Below are 25,342 nucleotides of genomic sequence, written 5' to 3' on the forward strand. Positions count from 1 at the left end.
GTGATATAATCCCTTTCAAACAGAATATGTAACCTCACTTCCCTTTATTGGAGTGAGGTAGAGGCGCGAAAACCATGAGTACCACCCTGAGATCGGGATCGTTGACGGGTAGCGGAAAGGGGGATTCGCCGAAGTACGGAGGGAAGACCCGCTTCCTTGCGTGCTGGGCCTGTGTTGAACAAATACAGGACTGTCATCTGAGCAATACCCCATTGCCGGATGGAGAGCTATCTCACGAGTCTGCTGCGTGTAGATGACAGGGGCTGTACTGTCATGCTTTGTGCCAGCGGCTTGCGTGGTCCAGGGAAGGAGGAACCGATATTGTCTATTACGTAGGCAACGGCAGGTATTTTCCTTGTCGTTGCCTTTTTTGATAAGGAAAAGACTCATGCAACGTTTCGTTTCGACAGAGAATATCCATAGAGACATTGGTCTATTCAAGGAAAAGGGAGAGAAGCCGCATGGGGTTGATCGTGCAGAAATACGGAGGGACCTCCGTTGGTAGCATTGAACGCATTTTTCGAGTAGCAGACCGGATTATTGAATATAAAAAAGCGGGCCATGATATGGTCATTGTCGTATCCGCGATGGGCAAGTCGACAGATGTGCTGGTGGATATGGCCAAACAAATTTCCGCCTACCCTTCGGAGCGCGAGATGGATATGCTCTTGGCGACAGGTGAACAGGTCTCCATCGCACTTTTGTCCATGGCTCTGCATCAGCGCGGCTATGACGCCATTTCTCTCACCGGCTGGCAGGCTGGTGTCACAACAGAAGCGATCCACAGCAAAGCGCGGATCACGGAAATCAAAACCGAGCGGATTCAAAAGGAACTGGCCCGGGGACGTGTCGTCATTGTGGCAGGGTTTCAAGGGGTCAGTGCCGAAGGAGAAATAACCACATTGGGACGAGGCGGTTCCGATACTTCTGCCGTAGCGCTTGCAGCCGGCCTGAATGCCGACAGATGCGAGATCTTTACGGATGTGGCCGGCGTGTATACGGCCGATCCGCGGGTCGTTCCGTCCGCGCAAAAGCTGGACAGTATCTCATATGACGAAATGCTGGAGCTGGCCAATCTGGGGGCCGGTGTTCTTCACCCGCGCTCTGTGGAAGCGGCCAAAACATACAAAGTGCGGCTCGTCGTCCGATCCAGTTTTACGGCTGAAGAAGGTACGTACGTAGAGGAGGTTGCCAATATGGAAACAGGAAGAGTAGTAAGCGGCGTGGCACATGATGAAGATGTGGCAAAACTGACGGTCGTGGGCATGCCTGCGCGAGTGGGAACCCTGTCCCGCCTCTTCAATACGCTGGCTGACAACCAGGTAAACGTAGACATCATTATCCAAAGCTCCTATGATGCGGACGTGACGAACATCTCGTTCACGGTGGCTGCCAGCGACCTGCCAAAAGCGCTGGAAACCCTCTCCTCCAATCAGGCAGAGCTTGGCTTTGAAAAAGTCGATCATGAAGAGGGCCTGACCAAGGTATCGATCGTCGGTGCCGGCATGGTGAACAATCCGGGGGTTGCCGCCGAGATGTTCCGCGTCTTGGCCGAGCAGGACATCACGATCAAAATGGTATCCACCTCCGACATCAAGGTTTCTTGCGTGATTCCCGCAGAACTTACGGAACTGGCAGTTCGCAGCTTGCATACGGCCTACGGCTTGGACGTAAGCGAAGAAGCCGTGGTGCACAGTTTGTAAGCACAACCACATACAAGAGTCGCCTCCCCCCTTTTCGTTGAAGAGGGGGGTTAAATATGACCGTCTGGCTGTTCATTGCAGCGAGGCGCATTTGATTCCTTTTTCCTGTTTCTTCTATATAAATATAGGGAAGCTGATCCGGGACTTTTGTTCAGGTGATGGCACCAGAAGAATCACGCATTCAAACAGCCAAAGAGATCAAGACGCTCCCCTTCTCGGCCAGCTCCATTCGCACCTCCGGCTCCCTGCCCTGCCACCTGTTGACGGCTCCGGCAATGATTCCGCATTCCAGGGCCAGAGAGCGCAAAATTCGTTCAGGCGGCATGTATGAAAAAATCGTGTGCGTCAATCGATATCGATAATGACGCTCTCCCTCCTCCAGGACATCCAGCTTGCCGAGGCCCAGCCTGATAAAAGGCATGACGAGGCCCGCTGCGGACTGGATCGGAATCTGACGGCCAATGTCTTTTCCCAGCCAGTGGAGAATGGCTTGCTCGCTTTCTCCCAAAAGAGTGCTTGTCAGTTTTTCGCGAAGCAGATGATAGCCCAGGTAGGGCATGTGAATGCGTTCGATGTCGGTAATGACACGGGAGGGGAGCAGTGCCCCGAGTTGTTCCTGTTCTTTCACCGGGATGCCTCCTTTTCTAGCACAGGCGGCCGGTGCTTGTCCCTTTTTGCAAAGGTTTTGCACCGAGGCCTGCGAGAGAATGCGGTCTGGTTTGTTACTTGATATAGTAGTATGAGAAAGAGAAGCGGGATATGACAGATTCATAGAAAATAGCAAATTTTTTTAGTCCATTCTAAAAATAGAATTAGTCTATTCATTGTCTTGACGCTCTATAAAGACAGGAGTACAATTGGTTTTGGTCAACGTTTTGCCCAACTTTTTTCCGTATTCCGACACAATTTGCCACGCCCAGGGAGAAAGTCGCCCTTCGATTATGTGTAACCATGGTGGCAATGGGTTAGGATAGTGGAGAAAAGCTCTATGAAAAGGACGCGACATATAATTGAAAGGGGGACCACTGTATGGCGAAAGGCCATAGCTTTTTGAGTCACAGGCTTCACTCATTACTCGGTTTGTTCCCAGTCGGGCTGTTTCTCTTGTTCCACTTGACAGCGAACTATCAGGCAACCCGAGGACCGGAAGCGTTCAATGAGGTCGTAGGATTGATTGAACATGTTCCGTTTTTGATTGTCTTGGAATTTGTCTTTATCTACATTCCCATCCTGTTCCACGCTGTGTATGGGATCTACATTGCTTTCCAAGCAAAGCACAACGTCGGCAGCTTCAGTCAATTCCGGAACCAGATGTTCCTGTGGCAGCGCCTGACAGGTATTATCACGCTCATCTTTATCGCATGGCACGTATTTGAGACACGTATTCCAAAAGCGATGGGTGCCGAAGTCAACTATGACATGATGGCCAATATCCTGAGCAGTCCTGTAATGATCATTTTCTACGCAATCGGGATTCTCAGCACCGTGTTCCACTTTTCCAACGGTATCTGGTCTTTCCTCGTTCACTGGGGAATCACTGTCGGCCCGCGTTCCCAACGCATTGCCACTTACGTAACCATGGGTATTTTCGTTATCGTTTCGTTCATCGGCTTAAGCGCGATGGCAGCGTTCATTCAATAGGGATAGGGGGACTCATACATGGCAAAAGGTAAACTGATCATTGTCGGTGGTGGCTTGGCCGGCTTGATGGCTACCATTAAAGCAGCAGAAAAAGGCGTTCCCGTCGAGTTGTTCTCCCTGGTTCCGGTAAAGCGATCCCACTCCGTATGTGCGCAGGGCGGTATCAACGGTGCCGTTAATACAAAAGGGGAAGGCGACTCCACCTGGGAACACTTTGACGACACCGTATACGGGGGAGACTTCCTGGCCAACCAGCCGCCTGTAAAAGCAATGTGTGACGCCGCTCCCGGCATCATCTACATGCTGGACCGGATGGGCGTCATGTTCAACCGTACACCAGAAGGACTTCTGGACTTCCGCCGTTTCGGGGGAACCAAGCATCACCGTACCGCTTTTGCTGGTGCGACTACCGGTCAGCAGCTCCTGTACGCTCTGGACGAGCAAGTTCGCCGTTTTGAAGCGGAAGGTCTTGTGACCAAGTACGAATATTGGGATTTCCTCGGTGTCGTGTTGGACGAGAAAGGCACCTGTAAGGGGATTACGGCACAAAACCTGCGCTCTGCAGAAATTCGCTCTTTCCGCGCAGATGCCGTCATTATGGCTACCGGTGGACCTGGTATCATCTTCGGTAAATCCACCAACTCCATCATCAATACGGGTACAGCAGCGTCTGCGGCTTATCAGCAGGGCGTCATTTACGCGAACGGCGAAATGATCCAAATTCACCCGACTGCGATTCCTGGCGACGACAAGCTGCGCCTGATGTCTGAATCCGCTCGTGGTGAGGGTGGCCGCGTCTGGACATACAAAGACGGAAAACCGTGGTACTTCCTTGAGGAAAAATACCCGGCGTACGGAAACCTCGTTCCGCGCGACATTGCGACCCGCGAAATCTTCCACGTCTGTGTAGACATGAAGCTGGGTATCAATGGCGAGAACATGGTATATCTGGACCTGTCTCACAAAGACCCGAAAGAGCTCGACGTAAAACTGGGCGGAATCATTGAGATCTACGAGAAGTTTGTTGGGGATGACCCGCGCAAAGTTCCGATGAAAATCTTCCCGGCTGTTCACTACTCGATGGGCGGCATGTGGGTAGACTACAACCAAATGACCAATATTCCTGGTCTGTTTGCTGCAGGTGAGTGCGATTACTCCCAGCACGGTGCAAACCGTTTGGGTGCGAACTCGCTTCTGTCCGCGATCTTTGGCGGAATGGTGGCTGGTCCGAAAGCGATCGAGTACATCAACGGTCTGGATGAGTCTGCCGACGATCTGTCTTCTGCGATCTTCGACAGCTATACCAAGCAAAACCAAGAGAAGTACGACAACATCCTCAAGATGGACGGCACTGAAAACGCATACCTCCTCCACAAGGAACTGGGTGAGTGGATGACCGATAACGTAACGGTAGTGCGCTACAATGACCGTCTGCAAAAAACGGATGAAAAAATTCAGGAACTGATGGAGCGCTACAAGAAGATCAACATCAACGATACGAGCAAATGGAGCAACTCCGGCGCATCCTTCACTCGTCACCTGTGGAACATGCTTGTGCTCGCCCGCGTGATCACGCTCGGCGCATTGAACCGCAACGAGAGCCGCGGCGCTCACTACAAGCCTGAATTCCCAGAGCGCGACGACGAGAACTTCATGAAAACAACGATGGCCAAGTACAATCCGGAGACGACTGCACCGGAAATTTACTACGAAGACGTGGATGTTTCCCTGATTCCGCCGCGTAAACGTGACTATACGTCTGACAAGAAGAAGAAGTAAGAGGGGAGGGAACTGATCATGGCAGAAAAGCTTATTCATCTGAAAATCACTCGTCAAGACAGCCCTAACAGCGCTCCGTATGTGGAAGAATTTAAAATCCCGTACCGTCCGAACATGAACGTGATCGGTGCGTTGATGGAGATTCAGCGCAACCCTGTAAACGCACAAGGACAAAAGACTTCCCCGGTCAACTGGGAGTCCAACTGTCTGGAGGAAGTGTGCGGCGCTTGTTCGATGGTGATTAACGGCAAGCCGCGTCAGGCATGTTCCGCTCTGATCGACAAGCTGGAGCAGCCAATCCGTCTTGAGCCGATGAGCACCTTCCCGGTTCAGCGCGACCTCTCTATCGACCGAAGCCGCATGTTTGACGCCCTGAAACGCGTCAAAGCATGGATTCCGATCGATGGTACCCACGATCTGGGACCAGGTCCGCGCATGCCTGAGGTAGAGCGCCAATGGGCTTATGAGCTGTCCAAGTGCATGACGTGCGGGGTTTGTCTGGAAGCATGCCCGAACGTCAACCAAAAATCCGACTTCATCGGTCCTTTCGCTATCTCGCAAGTGCGCTTGTTCAACCAGCATCCGACTGGTGCAATGAACAAGCATGAGCGTCTGGAAGCATTGATGGAGGACGGCGGTATCGGTGACTGCGGAAACTCGCAAAACTGCGTGCAGGCTTGCCCGAAAGGTATTCCGCTCACCACTTCGATCGCTCACATGAACAAAGAAACAACCAAATACGCTGTGAAACGCTTCTTCTTCTCGTAAGAAGAAACACAGCTTTCAAAAAGCGTGCATCCGCTCTGGGATGTACGCTTTTTTTTTCAGGAAACCACCAGGGCTCTTCACACGTACTGAAAGAGAGGTGTATTTTTTGTACTTTGGAGGAATGGCCCTTGAAGCTGATAACCGTTGAAGAAGCGATCAAGAGAATAGAGCAGTGGACAGACATACCGTGTACGCATGAAGTCATAACGAGCGGCATCTATCGAAATAGCGAACAGAACCAGACGCCCTTCTATACAATGGAAGTGATGTGGAACAAAAGAGGAGAGCCGGAGCTGGATGAGGAAGGCCTGGTAAACAAAAATACGATACTCGCCGTGCTGGATGCGTGCACGGGAAAGCTGACTGCCTTCTATCGGTATGGCAGTGACCAGACGGCTGAGAATCTTGATGTAGAGGACATGGACGATGAGATGTACAGGAAGGTCTCGGGGCACATCATCCAATGGATAGAAAAGCTCGGATTGCCGATTGATCTGGGCGAGCTTGTAGTCCGGAAAAAGCGGTTATGCGGAGACAAATGGTACGAGCTCAGCTTTTCCCGGGCCCGCGCCGGCATTCCATTCCGAAGCTACCAGCAATTTGACATAAGGCTGGACGCAGATGATAATCAGCTTCTTCACCTGTATTGCAGATGGGATGACTGCGAGTTTGAAGAGGGCGAAGAACGGATATCGGACGGCAATCTTTTGGCAAAGCTCACGGAAGAACAATTGTCCCTGGGCTATCTTCCGGTCCTTTCGCTGGAAAAACCGTTCTATGTCTGCCATGAGCATGTCATTCACGCCAAAACGGGGGAACTTCTGTTTTCGGATGAAATCGTGGTGCTGGAGCGAATTGCATTGTATCAGAACGAAGCGGACGCAAAGCCAGTGAAATGGAACGAACAGCCGATTTGGACCAAGGACTACCGTGAGCAGCTGCGTCTTTCCGACCACGTGACAGAAGCAGCGATCGACGCGCCCCATCCGCTTTTCCCTGATCTTGCGATGGAGGAAAAAGAGCTTGCCAAGGAACTTGTCCGATCGTACTTATCCACCGCCTATGCTGACGATCCATTTGAGTACGTCTACACCCGCAAACCGGATCAGGAAGCTGTCGAGAGCTTCCCCCAAAATCGGGTAGTCGTCCACGTACATCGTATGATTCACGGCATACCGCTCTTGATGGGGGGAGGCATCCGTTTCTTTTTTGACCGAGATACATGGGAACTCGTTCAGATTATAGACGCTTTGGATTTCTGGCGGAGTGTCAAAGCGGGAGAAGGCGATCATGCCGAAGAGAAAGGAATCGCAGGAAACGACCATTTCCGGAAAGCTCTGCGAACCAGAGCGGAAGCCTGGGATGCGCTGAAGGGCAGAGTAACTGTCAAACTGAGATACATGTTTGATCCCCACTACCCGGACCCTAGCGGACGCGGCAGAAAGAAAGCGATTCCTGTCTACGTCATTGACTGTGACTGCATGTACGATGGTGAGTCCGGCGAGCTTGTCGAGCTGTAAAGAGGTATTGCTGAAACCCGGTGTACATACGATGGGAATTGATAAACGGCCCTTGCCGCGAGTTGGATGCTACCGGCTCTGCGACAGGGGCCTTGTTGTTGTAAATCGTCCCTATCACTGTTGTGTCTCCGGCTCCGGACGTCTGTTTGGCTTTTTTTCCTCACTCTTCTGTGTGGTGGACAGTTTGATGTTGCCGAGGAAAAGCGTGCAAATCGCTCCCAGCAGGACGAAGAGCAGCCCGTATCGGTACACATGGTGCAGGGATTCGACCATCGAGACTTTCAAGATGGGCAGCAGCGTTTGCTGGATGGCCGCAGGGATTTGGGACAGGGCCTCTGGACTAAGAAGCATCGAATACATCCCCTGTGGATTCGTCCTGATCATCGATTCAAAATGGACGACCATATCGTGGGCCTGAGGCGGCAGCTGCTCCAGATACGGTACCAAGCTTGCTGTAAGCAAATTGGTCGAATGATAGTTCATTACAGCACCGAGGATCGTCATCCCGAACGTCCCGCCAATTTGCCGGAAAAACTGACTGGAGGAAGTCACTACGCCAAGCTGAGATTTGGGAAAGGACTCCTGCAAGGCAATGGTAATCATCGGCATGACCAGCCCGATTCCCAATCCGAGCACGACCATATGCACCATCGTCGTATATTTTGTTGTCTCCATGCCCATCGTCGACAAAAGCCAAAAGCCGGCGCCCATCGCGACCATGCCAAGAATCATCTGGAGCCGCACTCCCAAAAACTTGACGATTCTCCCGCCAAGCATGCTGGCAGCCATCATCGAGAGCATCATCGGCACCATGACGGTTCCGGATTCCGAGGGACTGATGCCTACGACACCTTGCATAAACAGCGGGACGAACATAATCGCGCCAAACATCCCGACCGACATCAGAAAGCCAATTCCGCTCAAAAGCGAAAAGGTTCTGTTTTGAAACAGGCGCAGCGGCAGGATTGGCTCTTTTGTTCGGCCTTCGATCCATATGAATCCGGTAATGAAGGCGGCGGACAAGGCGAATAGAGAAAGAATCTGCCAAGAGAGCCAGGGGTAATTTTTGCCCCCGAAGGTAAGCGCCAGAAGGAGGCTGACGACTCCTCCGACCATCGTAAACATTCCCCAGATATCAAAGGTGACCGGACCTGTTTGCTGGCGGTTTTTAAGCGCAATGGCGATCAGGATGGTAGCCAGTACTCCGACCGGCATGTTGATGTAAAAAACCCAGCGCCAGTTGGATGCGTCTACAATCCAACCGCCCACTGCGGACCGATGATCGAAGACAGACCGAATACAGCTCCAAACACCCCTTGCCATTTGGCCCGTTGTTCCCCTGTAAAAATGTCCCCGATAATAATCATCGCCATCGGCATCATAACGCCGCCGCCAATTCCCTGCACAGCGCGAAAAAAGATGAGCTGGGTCATGGACTGAGCCATACCGCAAAGCGCAGAGCCGAGCATGAAAATGATCAGGCCCGTTACATAAACCGTTTTCCGACCGATCAGATCGGCCATTTTGCCGGCGATAGGGACAACCGTAGTGGAACTGAGCATGTAGGCGGTGGTCAGCCAGGTCATAATCCCCAGTCCCCCCAGCTCACCGACAATCCGCGGCATTGCTGTTCCCACAATCGTATTGTCAAGAGAGGCGAACAACATCGCGACGAGCAGGCCAGTAATCAACAATCCTCTATTTTTTTGCGTTTCCATCGTGTATCTCTCCTGTCCATAGGCGTACTGCGGATGCCACGGTCTTTTTCTTCCCAGTAGTATGCCCGCAGATCCCGCATTCTCGAGACAGGTGAAATCTCCCTTTTGAGAATAGGTGTCTGCTTTCCATGGAAGACTTATGGTATTCGGTGTTTTTTAGGAAGGGGGCAAACGATGAAGAAACAGGTCTTTTACATCGGGTTATCGTTGGTTTTGCTTCCGTCAACGACGGCGGGCACCTGGAGCGCAAAGGGCGACTTTCCTGAAGCCGTAGCCGCCATTACCAAGCAGCAGGTCTGGTCCGATTTGCGTCCTGACGACGGACAGACAAGTCCAGCTATGCAAAGCGCTATTCATGCTGGTACAGTCCAGTCTGCATCTGCAGATGAATGGACGCGTGCCGAACATGTGCTGATGGGGGAGCAGGTAGCGGATCCCCCCACTTCCAACCTGGATATGATCGAAGCGAAGAAGGCTTGGGAGGAGATCGGGGTCAAGGGAGAAGGCATGCTCATCTCTGTGATCGATACAGGAATTAACGGAAAGCATCCCGATTTGCCTGCCCCGCGGGACAAGCGTTCCGCACAGCAAAAATCAGGAGTAGCGAAAAAAGTAATACCCGGGTACAACTGGGCAGACCGCAATCAAATTACAGAGGATGTAGGCGAGTCCCAACACGGCATTCATGTGGCTGGCATTGTGGCTGCCAACGGAAAAATAAAAGGCGTTGCTCCTGAAGCACAGCTTTTGAGCCAAAAGGTTTTCAGCAATTACCAGGGGGAGGTCCCCGGGCTGAGCGAGTCTATTTTGTTTGCGATCAATGATTCCATCGCCAAAAAAGCGGATGTGATCAATCTCAGTCTGGGCTCGTCAGCAGGATATGTAGATGAAACCAATACCGAGCAGTATGCTGTCAAACGGGCTGTCGACAACGGAGTCATCGTCGTCGCCGCGGCAGGAAATGACGCCTACTTTGGCAGTGACAAGGTAAAGGCGCAGAATCCGGATGTCTCGATGATCGGCTCTCCGGGTCTCGCTCCTGACGCCTTCTCTGTTGCGTCTGTAAATGCGACCACGCTTGCCGGTCTCAGCTTCGCCGTCGAGGGAGTGCCGGGCCTCGAAAGGGTCGTGTATCTCCATGGGCACGCAGCCAGCGGACAAGCGTTGAATCCCGTGCAAGCCCTGATGAAGCAGTACGAACTGATGTACATGGGCAAAGGGAAAAAAGAGGATTACAACGTCTCGGTAAAAGGGAAAGTGGTCCTTCTGGAGAGAGGCGACATTTCCTTTGACGAGAAGCTGCGTTTGGCCAAGGAGAAAGGAGCGGCAGGGGCTGTGATCTACAACAATCAGCCGGGGCCGCTCATCATTTCCGCCGAGACCACCACTGCCTTGCCGGCTGTCTCGATTTTGAAGCAAACGGGGGAAATGCTGACGCAGGCGTTGAAAAAGGGAAAAAAAGTAAAAATCAACTTTGACGGTCAGTTCGCGCAAAATCCGATGCCGTATCCGGATGGGGGAACGGTTTCCGCCTTCACCTCCTGGGGACCGACGCCGGATTTGCAATTCAAGCCGGAGATTGCCGCCCCAGGCGGAGGCATTTTGTCGCTCGTCCGCGAAACCGATTATGCCGTCAAGAGCGGAACCTCCATGGCTACCCCTCATGTGGCAGGCGGGATGGCTCTTCTGAAGCAGGCCTACCAAAAACAGGGCTACCAGTTGTCCGGACGACAACTGGTTGAAACGATGAAGGCCGCGGCAATGAATACGGCGCAGCCGGTACTCGACCCGCGCAGTGCTGCAAGCACGGCAAGCGGCAGGACGACGGGTAAAGTGCCGTACAGTCCGCGCGTGCAAGGTGCGGGCGTGATGCAGATCGCCAAAGCGATTAAAACCCCGAGCATTATCACTGATGCCAAGGGGAAAGCTGGCGTATCGCTGGGCGAGGTTGGAGAAACGACGACGTTTTCCCTGTTTGTCGAGAACAAGTTCGGAAAAAAGCCGGTCACGTATCAGGTCAAGGATGAGTTCGGGGTCTTGACGGACAAGCGGCAGGACGGGATTAACATGCTTACCGATACAGCACTGCAGGGGGCCGCATTGCGATTTTCCGCTCAGCAGGTCACCGTTCAGCCCGGACAGCGGGCAGAAGTAAAGGTAACGCTTCACATTCCGAAAAACGCTCCCCGCAATATTTTTGCCGAGGGATATGTTGTTTTTCAGCCGACCGACTCCGAAATTCCTGTGCTGCGGGTGCCTTATTACGGGTTTTACGGAAAATGGGATGAACCGCGCGTAATGGATCAGCCGATGTGGGACCCGGGGAGCCAGGAGCACCGTACAGGCGTCAAGACGACCTGGTATCACGACAAGGAAAATGACAAGTGGAAATACCGCGATTACCTTGGTGTCACTGGCGTGAGCGAGGACGGACATGTACAGGTCGATCCGGCCAAGATTGCATTTTCGCCAAATGGAGACGGACACTATGATGTTGCAGCTCCTTCGATTACATTTTTGCGCAATGCCCGCCAAGTGACGGTGGATGTGGTGGACAGCGGAGGAACAATCATCCGGTCGCTGTCACGCGATGAGAAAATCAGCAAATTTGATCAATCAAAGCTGGGGACCCCTTATTACTATACGGAGCGGGAAGAATGGAGCTGGGACGGGAAAAAGTACAATCCCGAGAAGGGCGTTTATGAAACCGTCCCGGATGGAGCCTACCGATTCGTCGTCCGGGCCCGCATCGACAGCCGTCATGCCAATTGGCACACGCTGACTCTTCCGATTAAAGTAGACACAAAAGCCCCGGTCGTCACTGCTTCCCTGTCCGGGAACAAAGTACATTGGAGCTCCCGCGACAAGGACATTCAAGGCTACCTGTTGTATGTAGGCGGGAAAAAAGTGGGCGGACCCTATTCTGCGAGCATAACCAGCACCATTGTCAGTCAGCCGGACAAACGGATTTCCCTGGTGGCGTATGACTATGCGGGAAATATGAGTGTTGTCAACATCAATGGAAAGAGCGATGTCACCCCTCCGTTTGTCCAGTTTCCCAATGACCTGTACACCTCGGTGCTGGTCACCCGTCAGCCTGAGGTAGCGGTCAACGGCAGGATTGCGGGTGAAGACATGCTGGACAGAGTGCGTCTGCAAATCAATAAAAATCCGGTCCAGGTCGAGACGGACGGTTCATTTAAAACCATCCTGAAGCTGCCGGAAGGGCTCAATTACGTTCCCTATCATGCCCAGGACATGCATGGGAACAGCAGACATTTTACGCAGCGGATCATCGTAGACACGACACCTCCGCAGCTTCAGCTAACCAACGACGGCAGCGAGACAATCTTGTTTGATGCAGGGACCAAACGAATGCTGGTACCCGTAAAGTTTGCGTATCGCGATCAGACATACAAAGGCCAGGTAAGCATCAACGGACAGATCGTCTCCAGTTGGGAGGAAGATCACCTGGAGAAAGCCGTGCAGAAAAACTTCACCCAGACGCTCCCCCTTCAGCACGGCGAAAACCGTATTTTGCTTGAGGGGAAAGACGCCGCGGGCAATGAGTCCTCTATGACGGTATACGCTTATGTGGATGCCCAGGCCGGTTCGCTCGTGATGCATCACGCCGAGCAGCGCTACACGTATCAGGCGAAGCCTTTGCCGGCGCCGGCACTGCATATAGAAGAGAAGAACAAAGAGGTATATGCGGGAGAAAGCATGCAGATTTCCGGGAGAGTGAATGCTCCGGGGACCGTACGGATGCATCTGGATTATGCAGACCAGCATGTGTTCGTCGATGTGAATGACAGAGGAGAATTCCGTGCGCTTGTAAACAGCGTCAAGGAAGGCAAGCAGAAGCTGTCCGTAGTGGCAGTCGATGCCCTCGGGCGCGAAACAAAAGCAGAGATGGTCATCGTAGGGAAAAAGAGATAAGGGTGCCAGCCGGCATCCTTTTCTCTGTTTCGGGGTCTGAAATGTTTTGTGCAGGGAGGAGTGAACGTGTTTTATCATGGAATTGATTGGGTATATGTAAAAAAGGAATATCCGCTGCTTTCACCGCGAAGAAACGTGTCGCGAAAGCGCCCTGAGCAGCTCGCTGACAGGGTTCATCTGTTGCAGCAGTTTGGCGTGGAGCCCGTTCATTTGCTGGAGGAGGGGCCGGATTTTCCGGCAGAGCGCTGCATTAGAGAATGTCTGGCTTTTGGAGATACGGTCTTTGCTTTTAAGGAAGTAAGCAGCCCTTTGTGGCAGTTGAGCTGTCATGAAGTGGGAGTCGAGGTGCTTGACTTGCGCAAATGCAGTCTCATTTTCACAAGAGAAACTAGTGCTAATGTACAGGTTCTCTTTCCGGATGTACCTGTTTTATACACCGAAAGTCCTTAAATATTTTGGATAACGACTTGTCTCTGCCATTTTTCGACATTATAATGGGCCTCATGAGGAGAAATTCGTACGGGAAGGAAGGAAATGAAGATGAACGTCCAGTACCTCAATCCGTTTCTGGATTCGGCTTCCTTTGTGATTGAACAGCTTTGCAACGTGACGATCAAACGGGGAGAATTGGAGATGACAGAGTGGTACTATCGGGACGATCATACCTGGATCCGCATTGGAATGACCGGTCAATTGGAAGGCGACGTGTTTTTCGGCTTGCAAAACGACCTCGCCTTGCGTCTTGTATCAGCGATGATGGGGGGCTTCCCCGTTAATGAACTTGATGAAATCGGGAAAAGCGCTATATCGGAACTCGGGAATATGATCTCCGGCAACGCCAGCACAATGCTTTACAATCAAGGCGTAGTGATTGATATTACTCCGCCGCAGTTTATTCAGGCACAGGAGAATAGATGGGGTTCTCGGACCGCATATACAGTCCCGCTTGACTTAAGCGACATGGGCCGTATGGAAATCCAAGTCCTGGTAGGAAAGTAGGAAGGTGGGCGCTCTGCATTGGCAGAACGCCTTTTTTTCGGTTCGCGAAGGGTTGACGAATCTGTGCAAGAGTTGGAATAATAAAAAAAGATAAAATATTTTTGATTGTCTGGCCGTTTTTTTCCAGATCGTGTATTGTTTGAGATAGTAAGGGGGAATGAATGTTTGTCATATATTAGGCAGCTAATCGGGATGTTTTTCCTCGTTGTGATTGTCTGCGGCGGCCCGTACATGCTTTATGTTGAGAAAGAGGAAGTGCATTTTGCGCCGGAAAGAGTCGTCACATACACCGTCTATTTGCTTCAGCAGATAGGGGAAGGATCACTGGGTACTTATTACTCGGGAAATGATGAACGGAGCATTGCGGAGGATATCGTTCCTTTTGCGATCAACTCCTTTGAACTGATGTTTTACAGTGTATTGATCGCTGTTTTGGCAAGTTTGTTATTCGGGCTGTTCCTGCAGCGGTTTGCATTTGTTCGCTACTTTCAAAAACTATTGAATCTGCTCTCCACGATTCCTGACTTTGTACTGATATTTTTATCCATTTTGGCGGCGATTCAGTTTTACAAGTGGACGAATATTCGGATTATTACACTTTCCCCGACAAGTGACTCCAGCAACATGTGGTTCCCACTCACGATGCTGGCGATCGGTCCGACCATTTTCCTGATGAAGGTAATCAGTCTCAAATACGGGCAAATCGGCGGTGAGGACTACATCAAGACCGCTTTGGCAAAGGGGATGGGCATTTGGCATATTCTCGTTCACCATGTGTATAAAAATGTGAAGCCGTTTCTGCTGGCGGATCTGAAGAAGACCATCGCGATTACGGTGGCCAACTTGTTCATCGTGGAATATCTTCTAAATGTAGTGGGCTTGACCCGGTTCATTTTTTCCAAAAATGGCATTTATCAGTTTAACACGGCCGTAATGGGTCTGATGGGCATTATATTGCTTTCCATATTGGTGTACCTGTTGATTCGGGCTATTTTGTATCTGTTTGAACGGATTGCTGTCTACAAATAAGCAGAGTGTAAAAAAGAGTGAGGTTTTGCCATGCAGAAGCGTCGAGTGAATGTATCCCTGTGGGTCGGAGCGGTGCTTGTGATGCTCCTGATCGTTCTCGGGATCATTGGCCCCTATATCGCTCCCTACGATCTGGAACATCAAGAAAAAGTGAGAAATGTCGAAGTGAATGGAAAGACCGTCATCATCTCCCCGCCGCTCTCCCCCTCAAGCGAGCACTGGCTTGGCACCGACAAATGGGGCTATGATCTGTTGACAAAGCTGCTTCACGGAGCGCCGTACACCGTGTTCGTCACGATGCTCGCCGCTGTCGCACGCCTCTTGATCGGTACGATCATCGGCCTTTATATCGGCATTCAGGACAAGCCGCAAAAGTGGTGGCTCTCGATCGAAAACGCCTGGGGATACATGCCTCTCTTTTTGCCGGTGTACTTTTTACTCGTTGGGCTGAATCGGAACTCGGAGCTGGCCATCGGCACCCTGGTGCTGTTGTTTATCGGCCTCGTCGCACTGCTTGGCGCCCCCAGCGTCGCGTCTTCGATCCGGCAAAAGACCGAACAGATCAAGGAAACGCAGTATGTGCTGGCTGCCGTCTCTCTCGGGGCCGGACGCGAGCAGATCATTTTTCGTCATGTCCTCCCGCAGCTAAAAGAACAGCTTGTCCTGATCGCCGTCACCGAGATGATTTCCATCATGGCCTTGATGGGGCTGCTCGGTATGTTTGATCTGTTTGTGGGCGGCACCTATGTCACCTACGATCCGGTCATTTATCACTCCGTTACGAACGAGTGGGCTGGTCTGCTCGGCTCGTACAGAGGGTTTGTCTACGGGAACAACGCCTGGATTTTTATGATCCCGCTGGCTGCTTTTATCATTGCCATCGGTTCCTTTTCGCTCCTGGCAAAGGGGCTTCGCGACCGGTTTCAGGAAACGTATCAACGGACACCGTTTATTTAGTTGGGAAAGGGGGCTTTCCCGGCGGAACCCATCGCCCATTTTTTGAATAGGATGTAAGGCAAAAGCCTAAAATCCCCGTAATTCCGGCACCACCACCCACCCCCCTACATAGGATAAGGTGACTCTGTAATCCCTCAACCTTGTTCCTGTAGAGCCCACAAGGAGGGGTGGCACGATTGAAGGGGAGCGACCAAACCAAGCCGTTGTTGACAAATCGAGAAAGAGAAGTATTTGAACTCTTGGTCCAGGATAAGACAACAAAAGAGATTGCCGGACAACTCTTCATCAGTGAAAAAACCGTACGCAATCACATCAGCAATGTCATGCAAAAATTAGGTGTCAAAGGTCGATCTCAAGCAGTAGTCGAACTCGTTCGACTTGGTGAGTTAGAGATTTGAACCCAGCCCACCCAGCCTCCCTTTTCTTCCCTTGCGATGGAAGGGAGGATTTTTTTTTGCCCAAATTCAGGAGAACAGGCTTTGCATCGTCCGAGTTTAGCCACTCTACGACCGGTGAATCAATTTTGGGTAGAGAAGTTACGGGGGGTGCCAAAATTCATTCAAACATCAAGGTCTTTTTTGGAAAATCCGGCCCCAACTTTACCGTCTCTGGTACGATTGCGCTTGTTCTAATGAGTTCTTCCTTCTCGGCGCTGCGATGCGAGGCATGAGTAAGGCTGAAGCATATCTGGTTACGCTCGCCACCCGTACACCAAAAATTTTAAAACAAATGGCAAGTATGTAAACTTGTTTATCATAATCTACTATTAAGGAGGTGATACCTATGAAATAATGATTGGCTATTTCTTTTGCAATCATGATGGTTATGTCTGTCTCAGGTGCTGCCTTTGCGGCTGAACCACAAGGTTGTTATGCCCAACGTGTTTGCCAAGAAATTTATTATTTCTAAGCTGTATAGATGCTCCGTAAAGGAGTTTAAGGGTACTTTATGAACCTTTTTCTTTTTATTTATGCTGATCGGTTTCCGTCTCAAGAAATGGGAAGCAAGGTATTACCGTACAATTTTGCATTCATGGGCTGAAGTCAATGGAGCTCTCGGCAACTAGTTCTGCAGTTACCTGACTGATGGAGCTCACGGTTGAACAATCGATCAACCACCCTTAGGTAAGCTTTAGGGGTCATTTTTTACGTCTGATTTCAAATGAATGTGGTTATGGTTGCAAACTATGGGGAGGAATAAGGAGCGTTAACAATACATTTCGGCTCTTTGAGGATAAAAAAACAACAATGCCGACATTCATGAAAAAAATGGAATGTCGACGTTGTTGGCAAAAGGCTTACGTAACGACAAACTCAATAATAATCGGTGTTGCGGGATCCAATACGTCTCCGCCGGGGATCGTTATCGCTGTGGTAGTAGCAGTGGAAGTATCAGCAGTTTGAATCACGGCATTAATGTACAGATTGTAGTAGGAATAAGAAGCTGGGAATGCTGTGGCCGCCGCACCTGTATCATCTGTGAAAGTGGTTGCTGCAATGGAAAACGTAGCCCCCGTTCCTGTACCCGCACCTGCTGTGCCTGAGAACCTTCTGCCTGCAATAAAGGGTTTTACGATTGGCATCTGGTATCACCTCCTTCGCTTTTAGCAAATGCAAGATTTTGGAAGTTTGTAAGTGCTAATCGACTCCGTTGAATTCCTCATTTTCAGGGGTGATTATAGCAGAGAATTTAACGATCTCAAGAATAATAGGAGTTCCTGAATAAATAGTGTCTCCTGTTCCAAGGAGTGTCAGTTCATTTTCACTGATCTCACTCAAACTGGACTCTTGCAAAATCCCGTTTACGAAGAGGCTGATGTAGCTGCTGGGACTTAGTCCTCTAAAACTTGTTGCCAAATTTCTCTGATTGTCCGTGAAATGGGTTGCGGCAATTGTAACTGTGCGGGTCAATTGAATATCTTCGGGTGCAATATAAAAATATCGGTATACTTCTGGAAGGATTGTTATGGTGCCTTCATATCCACCAGGTCCTTGAGGTCCTGGAAGTCCCTGAAGTCCCTGAGGTCCTTGAGGTCCCTGAGGTCCTGGAAGTCCACGGAATCCCTGGGGTCCTTGTGTTTCTTGGGGCCCAGGAGGCCCAGCAGGAGCGCGTACAATAATTTTTGGACGCGGACATTTAACCCAAACAATTTTTTGTTTTTTCTTCGGACACTTCTTCTTGCGAGGACGTAAGCACTTTATTTTTTTCCTGTTTCTTTTTTCAGCCCCTTTTGATCGTCGGCATAGCATGCAGACACCTCCACATCATGGCTTAACTTATGCTACGTTAATTTGCAACGTAAGTAGTTAGACTTATAGCCAAAGAGAACCAACTTAACCAAAAATAGGCAATAGAAAAGTCTGCTTCATCAGCAGACTGGACTGCGCCCCTCTTGATGGAAACTTTAAAAAAAGTGACCATCTTATAGGTCACTTCACTCATAACAGAGTGGTATTAATAGATCGCCTTATGCTAAATAGACCGTTTTACATGATCCACTATTAAAAAATTCCACTCGGGAGTTTTCCGGTTCTCCGAATATTTAATACTTGTTGCAGTGTCAATCGTCTGCTTGTCATGATAATGGAGTTGGCTTCGAAATCGAATCCGATGATTCTTTCGACATCAGCTATACTTCTGCTGACGCGAATGATTCGAAAAGCACCTTTAAAATTATTTCTTGAGAATAAAACTAAAGTTGCACCTCTGCCATTTGAACGAAATCGTAAACTTTCCGGTTCATCAAAGATTCTTTCCACATTGCGGATTGCTACGTTGCCGCGGAAAACTCTGCTCCTTCCACGAAAGTTTTCATCATCAAAAAGTGTTAGTCTCGGCAGACGAAGTTGGGTCTGAGGCATTGTTCCATTCCTCCCTAATTTTGAACTTCTGTAAACTATGCTCGGATGCAAGCAGGGGGGTGGACTGTTCTCACGCACGTCTTATAATTGGCTCTTGACCGACGGGCGAAAAACGACTCATGACAAGAGGCAAAAAGAAAAATCTGCTTATTCAGCAGATCCTGCATTCGCTTCGTTATTTTTGTTGGTTTTGTTGATAGATAAATGATCCTCTGGCTGCTCCGCGAGTTTGTATGGAAATTCTTGTCGGGAACCCTGGGGATGCAATACCAATTCTGGCTATGCTATATGGCTTTACGGAAAACTCTTTGATGCCATCCAAAATGAGAACAAAAGATCTCCGGCTGTTGTTGGAGATTGCGAATGTTCCGCCTACCCCTTTTGGAACAAAAAGTAAAAACTTTTTACCAGCACTCCGATAGCTAAACGACCCGGTAAAAGAAAATTTACTCATTTGACCCCACCACTCCTTCTGTTTTGTACAGATTATTCCGAGGAGCAGTTGATGCTTGGGGAGAAGTTGAGTGGAATTACCTATTTTTCTAGTAATGGGTATGACAAATAGGGGATTGTCTCACTCATTTGTGAATGAGCAGCGGATCGACACAACGTATTTTTTTTGCAGCGAAGCACGTTTCTTTGAAACCAAAGATAGTAAATAGCTCATAAAACAGGCACTCCCGAATGAATAGGGAGTGCCTGTTGGCAATCAAATGTTATTTCCTGATGCGGTCACATAATTTGCTCTGGGCAGCACCAACCGCACCAACCGCGCCCGCAACACCGAAAACAACCGGTTATTTGAGTGGGATAATGCACCAAGCGAACATTTGCTTTCTTGATTGCCTTGCTTTTCGACTTTTTCTTTTTCAAGTGAACTTCCCTCCTTATAACGATCTAAAGTAGTGTACTACCAAAATCCCCCTTTTGATTGGACGAGAGTTTTCATGAATCGAAAATAGACGGAGGGATAAAGGCAGCGGGAATAAAAGGTTCATCTAGCGAATTTCTCGTTGACACAATACGATATATCGTATTAAACTCGACTTGTCACGATATATCGTATTGAAACAAATAAGGAGTGCCGATGTTGAAATTTTGTAATCAACGAAATCGATGGGGACATAATCATGAATGGAAAGGATTTGGAGGTTCACACATGGAAGGGGGGCGGTCGGAACCATACCTGAGACATCGTCATGGTGGATCCGGAGGTGGTTTTGGGGGGCGCGGTGAAGGTAAGCGGCGTTTTTTTGAACGAGGTGAGTTCAAATTCGCTTTACTCGAACTTCTATCAGAAGCTCCCATGCACGGATATCAGCTGATTAAGGCGATGGAAGAGAAAACCGGTGGTTTATACTCCCCGAGTCCGGGTTCCATTTACCCTAATTTGCAGCTGCTTGAAGAAATGGAGCTTGTCGTATCGAGCGAGGAAGATGGCAAAAAGCTGTATCATATTACGGATAAGGGCGGCGAGTATCTTCAGGAGAGAAGAACCCGGGCGGTACAGGAAAAGGATCGTTGGAATTGGCAAGGCAGCCACCGGGCAATTGAGAAGCGCGATGTAAAGAAGCTCATCGAAGATTGGCCAGATGTATTTACCCTGATGGTCAAAGCAGCCAGGATGGCACGGGAAACCCCTGACTCGAAACAGGCATCCCAGTTTAAGGAAATCATGTTCAATCTTCACCATAGCCTACATGAGCTCGCGGCTTCGGATGAGGAGCCCAATAAAGTATCGGATGCTCCGCCTGATGACGATACCAAGGACAAAGGCTGACAGGGAGCTATCGGATGTCCTCGTCCTCCCTACATACCCATATTTTTCCAAAAAAGACTTGAGAAAACAAGAAGCTTGCCGAAACATATCCAAGGAGGAAAAAGATGAGTACACCTGAACAATGGAATGACATTGATCTTTATTTTAAAACGAAACTTCACACGTCCGATCCCGTACTGGATTCCATCCTAAAAGCAAATACGGAAGCGGGTCTGCCTGCTATAGATGTTGCTCCCAATCAAGGCAAATTGCTTTATTTGCTCGCAAAGCTCGCAGGGGCAAACAATATATTAGAACTGGGCACACTCGGAGGATACAGCAGTATATGGCTTGGACGTGCATTGCCGGAGGGAGGGCGTCTGGTCACACTTGAGCTTGATGAGCATCATGCCAAGGTTGCCGAAGAAAATATAAGAAAAGCAGGGTTGGAAAACAAAGTGGAAGTCATTGTCGGCCCAGCCCTTGATACCCTGCCAACTCTAAAAGAAAAAGGGTTCACCGCTTTCGATTTTATTTTTATCGACGCTGATAAACCAAACTACCCCCATTATTTGAAATGGGCGTTGAATTATTCAAGATCAGGAACCGTTATTATTGCAGACAACGTCGTTCGCAAGGGGCGTGTCATCGATCCCGAAGACGCAAGCGTCCAAGGTATCCGTCAATTCGTCGATTTGCTGTCCGAAGATACCCGAATAGATTCGACGGCAGTGCAAACAGTCGGCAGTAAAGGCTATGATGGCTTCATTCTTGGAATTGTGAAGTAAATGAAAGACGCAGCAATTTGGGGAAGACTGCTTGCTGTCACGGACACTGCCGAACGATATGAAAACGAAGTTCAGATTATTGCCGGTCGCCCCTTTGCAGAAATAAACGCAACTTTTTTTATGAATGACAACAGATGCTAACTATTTTAATGCTAAAAGAATGAAGGAAATCAAAAGCGCCCCCAGAATGGCTGTAATGATAGCTGGGGGTATATATTTTTTGGGTTTATGAACAATGTATGCAATTGTATTGAGAAACATCAAGATGAAGATCGCCCCGATGAAAGCGATAAAGATTAACATAGAACCATCCTTTCGTAAGCCGATAATTCAAAAAAGTATTAAAGCTGGATCATCAACGCAGTCTTGCTTCCCAAGCCGATGATTCAAAAGGTTTAAAAAGGTGAATCATGAAATCAGTCCTGCTTCCGGAAAGAGAAGCAAGAGAAAAAGGTGAAAACGGGTAAATCACCCCAGCCCTTCGCAAGACCAGGCACGGGCCAATGACAAAAGCCAAAAGCCACAAAGGCCGCATGAAACGAAAACAAGATGGGCCCTCCTTGAATGGGGATGATCCTAAAATATATGACGAGCATTCGGGAAGGTTGTTGCGGGTGTGCAGACAATTAGTACGACTTGAATACAGCAACGAAAAAATTACGCTGCGCTTTTCCGGCGCAGCAATATCCAGCCTATAACCACTAGCAGCAAGGCGAACAGATCGTATGAAATGTCGTAAAGAGGCTGGCTGGGTCCCGGTTTGACATGGTGGACCTGCAAGATGTGGTGGTTGGTGATTCCTTCGATGAGATTAAATACGCCAGCCCCTACTAAGAAACAGCCCCAAAATTTGCTTGCCCCGACCTTGGGGTCTCCTTTCCACAGCAAAACACCGGAAATGAATATAAATAGCGTTACGATTAAATGAAAAAGGCCGTCGCTCATGATCTGGTGAAATCGATCCGTATGCATGTTCACACTATGCCACTGCAGTATTTGGTGAAAAACAATCCCATCGAGCATGCCGATCATGCCGACCCCAAACAAAAAGGCTCCTATACATGTTGTTTTCAAAAAACGGGCCTCCTCCCTCAATCGTCAATAACCATCTCACGTAGATAAAAGCTGATAAGCACTGCCCTTGCGGCAGCGCTTATCGACAAAACTAAGCATGTACGAGCTCGGGTGTCTGCAGATGAAGAGGCGGCGGCACTAACCAGCCTTTCTCTTTGCTGATCCGCAACAACCGTTGACCGAATTGAACCTTTGCCGAATGGAATTGCGAATACATCATGGCAATGTCTTCCCGAATGCATTGCCCGATGATCTGGCTGCACGCAACCAGTCCAGCGGCAAGATCATGTCCGACACCTGCAGCAATTTCAGGATCGTTAAAACGTGCACCCGCCGGAATACTTTCCAGTGATGCGACTGGACGCTCGGCTGGGGTAGGCGGAGGTGCAACTCCATTTGCTTTCAGCAGGTTTTCGACCTGCTGGATTTCTTGCTGCATCGCCCGTGTGAGATCTTCAAGAAAACCTTTTAGATCTTTGTCACCGGTGTGATTGATAAACGTTTGATACGTCACCAATAGGCCTTTTGAAGCCGAAAGATAACTCCATACTCCAAACACTTCACCATAGTGCATCGGTTCATCTTGTGGATTGCCACTCAGGATTCCCATTAATGCCCTCCCGGAATTCAAGTCTCCTTGCTGGTTCTTTTAACCCGATGTTAGGGTGTGCCTAGGGACGAAGAGTTATGAAGGTAATTTTACACAATAGACCAGATGGCATAACAGGTTCGTTGTATATTTTGAGGGGACACAGTTCCGCCTATCGGGAGATTGTAAAAACCATTGACCTTCGGATTGTTCTTGACAAAAAATATTTTTTATGTTATTGTAAAATATTTGACTTGTTTACAAAAAGATTAAAACCTTACATAATGTTCTTGGAGAAACATCTATCAAGAATATTTAGAAAGGTTGTACATTAGATGGATACTTTGCCTTGTCAAGGTTGCAAAGGTTTATGCTGCGGCCCTGTTCCCGTAACGGAGAGAGAATTGAAAAAAATTCAGAAGAAGGTTGCATCCATGCCGCGCAAGATCCGCGAAGAGCTAGAAAATCAGCCGAGATTTTTCGGAACGTGCATTTTCTACGACCTGGATAAAGACCAATGTGGAATTCATGCTGTTCGGCCTGAAATTTGCCGTATGTTTGGCTTTCACAAAGACCTGGTCTGTTTCCGCAAGCCGGAGCTGGCTACAAAAGAAAAGGCAACGCTGAAGGAAGCTCCTGTAGGGTACCTGAGTATTGATATTACCTGGAAGAGCTTCCAATAAAACGCCAAAGAAAAGGGCATGCCCTCCGCATAAAATATCCGATTTACGACCAATACCTGTCTCCGAAAATCCGAGTACGCCCCTTTATTCAGGGGAATAGCTCTCGGAGGTGCCCAATAGCCCTTCGAGCTGGTCAACTGCCGATTTTAAATCAGGCCTTGACGCTCTGTTCGTCTCCGCCAATGTCTTAAGCTCACGATATCCTTCCGACAATCGAAAGAGGGGCTCGTTCGGGTTGTAGGTCCGTTGCGAAGCAGGTTCAGTCACGACGTGATTTGTCTGCATAAAAAACGATTGCGAGGAGACCGTCTCTACATTCCTGCTCACTTCCTGCAACAGCTCCTGCAGATGGGAAGGGATAATGTCGTTGTGCTTTTGAATATTTTTGATAATACTTGCTACATAATCTTTCTTTGTCATGGATCGGCAGCTCCCTTTCTCTTCGACTTTGCATTCATGCTTAATTTGTCCGGACGGCTTGCATTACATTCCTTTCGTTCGGAGCCAAACAGGAAGAGTATCGGGAGGAACAGCCAGCCCCGAAAAGGAGAACAGTACGTGAAAGAATCAGATTTATACGATCCAATCAAGCAATGGATGGAAGAGCGGGGATTTACGGTTTTTCCGGAGGTGGAATGCCGCCGGGCCGGTGGACGAGCCGATATCGTCGTGACCAGCGGCCCGCTCATCGGCGTTGTGGAAATGAAGCAATCCCTTTCGCTGGATTTACTTGATCAGGCACTTCGCTGGCGCGGGTTTGCCAACTACATTTGGATCGCCATTCCATACCGGAAAAATGGCTACAGGCAGTTTGTAAACATGGTGCTGCGGGATTACGGGATCGGGGTCCTCTTTGTCAGCAAGCATGGAACTGTATGGACGGAGGGGAAGGCTCGGTTCATGCGTCGGACGGTCCCTCATTTGCAACAGTCCCTGACCGAACATCACCAGACTTCCGGGATAAAAGGCGGCCACAGCGGAGGCGGATACATCACTCCGTACCGGATCACCATCAACAAGGTCAAACACTTCTTGAAAAGGGCAGGAGACTGGTGCAGCATCAAGGAAATCCTGGACCATTGCGAAACGCATTATGCCAGTCCGCGTGCATCACTGGCGAAAGCGCTTCTGGAATATGAAGCGGGGTGGTGCGAGAGAAAGAAGGAGGCTGGAAAGCTGTATTTCCGTTTCCGGGACGTGGAGACAGCCCTTCCGGGAGGGACAAATCAAAAAGCAAACGGAGCTGTACCAAAAAAACATGCCGCAAAACATGCCGTAACGCTCTCTGAAAAGCAACTCAGCGTTTTGTTTGTTTTGACCAAAGATTGGCAGACCCCGACCAGGATTGCTAGGAAACTGCCGGGACTGCATCCCCATATCGTCGAAACGAAAGGCTCCCTTTACGTCAACCAACCGCTCAAGGCCTTGATTGCAAAAGGCTTGGCCGAGAAGCATCCGGAGCGCAAAGGACAGTATCGGCTAACCCCGACGGGTGAAGAGGCACGAGAGGATTTTGAGATGGAATAAGGAATACA

Annotated in this window: 23 protein-coding genes, 1 pseudogene and 1 riboswitch; of the genes and pseudogenes, 15 read left to right on the top strand and 9 right to left on the bottom strand. The window is 49.5% G+C overall.

What is annotated here, in order from left to right; all coding sequences use genetic code 11:
• Positions 1–50 precede the first annotated feature (50 nt).
• Positions 51–238, top strand: a riboswitch (Lysine riboswitch).
• Positions 239–461: 223 nt separating this feature from the next.
• Positions 462–1,703 (top strand): aspartate kinase, encoded by a 1,242-nt coding sequence (locus tag NST96_RS08855; RefSeq protein WP_003387749.1) that lies wholly within the window; start codon positions 462–464, stop codon positions 1,701–1,703.
• Positions 1,704–1,884: 181 nt separating this feature from the next.
• Here the strand turns inward: NST96_RS08855 and NST96_RS08860 are convergent, their stop codons facing one another.
• The gene (locus NST96_RS08860; RefSeq protein ID WP_003387748.1) at positions 1,885–2,331 is read right to left on the bottom strand and encodes a DUF2507 domain-containing protein; all 447 of its coding nucleotides are present in this window, start codon (positions 2,329–2,331) and stop codon (positions 1,885–1,887) included.
• Between the two features lie 401 nt (positions 2,332–2,732).
• On the opposite strand from NST96_RS08860, the gene NST96_RS08865 reads away from it, so the two are divergent.
• The 4 genes from NST96_RS08865 (at position 2,733) to NST96_RS08880 (ending at position 7,411) form a co-directional block, all read left to right on the top strand.
• The gene (locus NST96_RS08865; protein ID WP_003387747.1) at positions 2,733–3,344 is read left to right on the top strand and encodes a succinate dehydrogenase cytochrome b558 subunit; all 612 of its coding nucleotides are present in this window, start codon (positions 2,733–2,735) and stop codon (positions 3,342–3,344) included.
• Between the two features lie 18 nt (positions 3,345–3,362).
• Positions 3,363–5,123, top strand: coding sequence for a succinate dehydrogenase flavoprotein subunit (gene sdhA / locus NST96_RS08870; protein ID WP_003387746.1), 1,761 nt, complete (start codon positions 3,363–3,365; stop codon positions 5,121–5,123).
• Positions 5,124–5,141: 18 nt separating this feature from the next.
• On the top strand, positions 5,142–5,891 hold the full coding sequence (sdhB, locus tag NST96_RS08875; protein WP_003387745.1) for a succinate dehydrogenase iron-sulfur subunit: 750 nt from the start codon (positions 5,142–5,144) through the stop codon (positions 5,889–5,891).
• Between the two features lie 128 nt (positions 5,892–6,019).
• Entirely contained in the window at positions 6,020–7,411 is a 1,392-nt protein-coding gene (locus NST96_RS08880; RefSeq protein WP_339167634.1) for a hypothetical protein, read from the top strand.
• A 114-nt stretch (positions 7,412–7,525) separates the two neighbouring features.
• Here the strand turns inward: NST96_RS08880 and NST96_RS08885 are convergent.
• Positions 7,526–9,129, bottom strand: a pseudogene (locus NST96_RS08885) (MDR family MFS transporter).
• A gap of 174 nt (positions 9,130–9,303) precedes the next feature.
• On the opposite strand from NST96_RS08885, the gene NST96_RS08890 reads away from it, so the two are divergent.
• The 6 genes from NST96_RS08890 to NST96_RS08915 all read left to right on the top strand — a co-directional run bounded on the left by NST96_RS08890 (position 9,304) and on the right by NST96_RS08915 (position 16,451).
• Positions 9,304–13,068 carry a S8 family serine peptidase gene (locus NST96_RS08890; protein ID WP_340701219.1) on the top strand — a complete coding sequence of 1,255 codons (3,765 nt, stop codon included), beginning with the start codon at positions 9,304–9,306 and terminating at the stop codon, positions 13,066–13,068.
• A 66-nt stretch (positions 13,069–13,134) separates the two neighbouring features.
• Positions 13,135–13,518: a hypothetical protein gene (locus NST96_RS08895; protein WP_024984219.1), complete on the top strand. Its 384-nt coding sequence runs from the start codon at positions 13,135–13,137 to the stop codon at positions 13,516–13,518.
• Positions 13,519–13,608: 90 nt separating this feature from the next.
• Positions 13,609–14,067, top strand: coding sequence for a chemotaxis protein CheX (locus NST96_RS08900; protein WP_003387739.1), 459 nt, complete (start codon positions 13,609–13,611; stop codon positions 14,065–14,067).
• 165 nt (positions 14,068–14,232) lie between these two features.
• Complete coding sequence (locus NST96_RS08905) at positions 14,233–15,096, top strand: ABC transporter permease subunit (protein WP_039069949.1); 864 nt, start codon at positions 14,233–14,235, stop codon at positions 15,094–15,096.
• Positions 15,097–15,126: 30 nt separating this feature from the next.
• Positions 15,127–16,053 carry an ABC transporter permease subunit gene (locus NST96_RS08910; RefSeq protein ID WP_003387737.1) on the top strand — a complete coding sequence of 309 codons (927 nt, stop codon included), beginning with the start codon at positions 15,127–15,129 and terminating at the stop codon, positions 16,051–16,053.
• Positions 16,054–16,229: 176 nt separating this feature from the next.
• Positions 16,230–16,451 (top strand): response regulator transcription factor, encoded by a 222-nt coding sequence (locus NST96_RS08915; protein WP_003387736.1) that lies wholly within the window; start codon positions 16,230–16,232, stop codon positions 16,449–16,451.
• Between the two features lie 899 nt (positions 16,452–17,350).
• Here the strand turns inward: NST96_RS08915 and NST96_RS08920 are convergent.
• The 4 genes from NST96_RS08920 to NST96_RS08935 all read right to left on the bottom strand — a co-directional run bounded on the left by NST96_RS08920 (position 17,351) and on the right by NST96_RS08935 (position 19,368).
• Entirely contained in the window at positions 17,351–17,635 is a 285-nt protein-coding gene (locus NST96_RS08920) for a DUF4183 domain-containing protein (RefSeq protein ID WP_003387735.1), read from the bottom strand.
• Between the two features lie 55 nt (positions 17,636–17,690).
• Positions 17,691–18,302 carry a DUF4183 domain-containing protein gene (locus tag NST96_RS08925; RefSeq protein ID WP_342406087.1) on the bottom strand — a complete coding sequence of 204 codons (612 nt, stop codon included), beginning with the start codon at positions 18,300–18,302 and terminating at the stop codon, positions 17,691–17,693.
• 252 nt (positions 18,303–18,554) lie between these two features.
• A complete protein-coding gene (locus NST96_RS08930; RefSeq protein ID WP_342406089.1) occupies positions 18,555–18,914 on the bottom strand; it encodes a hypothetical protein in 360 nt (119 codons plus the stop codon).
• 175 nt (positions 18,915–19,089) lie between these two features.
• Positions 19,090–19,368 carry a hypothetical protein gene (locus tag NST96_RS08935; RefSeq protein ID WP_003387731.1) on the bottom strand — a complete coding sequence of 93 codons (279 nt, stop codon included), beginning with the start codon at positions 19,366–19,368 and terminating at the stop codon, positions 19,090–19,092.
• A gap of 705 nt (positions 19,369–20,073) precedes the next feature.
• On the opposite strand from NST96_RS08935, the gene NST96_RS08940 reads away from it, so the two are divergent.
• Together NST96_RS08940 and NST96_RS08945 are read left to right on the top strand one after the other, a co-directional pair.
• Positions 20,074–20,694: a PadR family transcriptional regulator gene (locus tag NST96_RS08940; protein WP_342406092.1), complete on the top strand. Its 621-nt coding sequence runs from the start codon at positions 20,074–20,076 to the stop codon at positions 20,692–20,694.
• 104 nt (positions 20,695–20,798) lie between these two features.
• Positions 20,799–21,461: an O-methyltransferase gene (locus NST96_RS08945; protein WP_003387729.1), complete on the top strand. Its 663-nt coding sequence runs from the start codon at positions 20,799–20,801 to the stop codon at positions 21,459–21,461.
• 657 nt (positions 21,462–22,118) lie between these two features.
• Here the strand turns inward: NST96_RS08945 and NST96_RS08950 are convergent.
• The gene (locus NST96_RS08950; RefSeq protein WP_031932330.1) at positions 22,119–22,535 is read right to left on the bottom strand and encodes a DUF2243 domain-containing protein; all 417 of its coding nucleotides are present in this window, start codon (positions 22,533–22,535) and stop codon (positions 22,119–22,121) included.
• 91 nt (positions 22,536–22,626) lie between these two features.
• Positions 22,627–23,145, bottom strand: a complete 519-nt coding sequence (locus NST96_RS08955) for a DUF3231 family protein (RefSeq protein ID WP_003387727.1) — start codon at positions 23,143–23,145, stop codon at positions 22,627–22,629.
• 314 nt (positions 23,146–23,459) lie between these two features.
• Here NST96_RS08955 and NST96_RS08960 point away from each other — a divergent pair, with 314 nt between their 5' ends.
• Entirely contained in the window at positions 23,460–23,807 is a 348-nt protein-coding gene (locus tag NST96_RS08960; RefSeq protein ID WP_031932331.1) for a YkgJ family cysteine cluster protein, read from the top strand.
• 84 nt (positions 23,808–23,891) lie between these two features.
• Here NST96_RS08960 and NST96_RS08965 read toward each other — a convergent pair whose 3' ends face one another.
• On the bottom strand, positions 23,892–24,227 hold the full coding sequence (locus NST96_RS08965) for a hypothetical protein (protein WP_003387725.1): 336 nt from the start codon (positions 24,225–24,227) through the stop codon (positions 23,892–23,894).
• Positions 24,228–24,365: 138 nt separating this feature from the next.
• On the opposite strand from NST96_RS08965, the gene NST96_RS08970 reads away from it, so the two are divergent.
• Complete coding sequence (locus NST96_RS08970; RefSeq protein WP_327969938.1) at positions 24,366–25,334, top strand: hypothetical protein; 969 nt, start codon at positions 24,366–24,368, stop codon at positions 25,332–25,334.
• Positions 25,335–25,342: the final 8 nt, after the last annotated feature.

The organism is Brevibacillus sp. FSL K6-2834 (assembly GCF_038592925.1).
GTDB classification, from domain to species: Bacteria; Bacillota; Bacilli; order Brevibacillales; family Brevibacillaceae; genus Brevibacillus; species Brevibacillus borstelensis.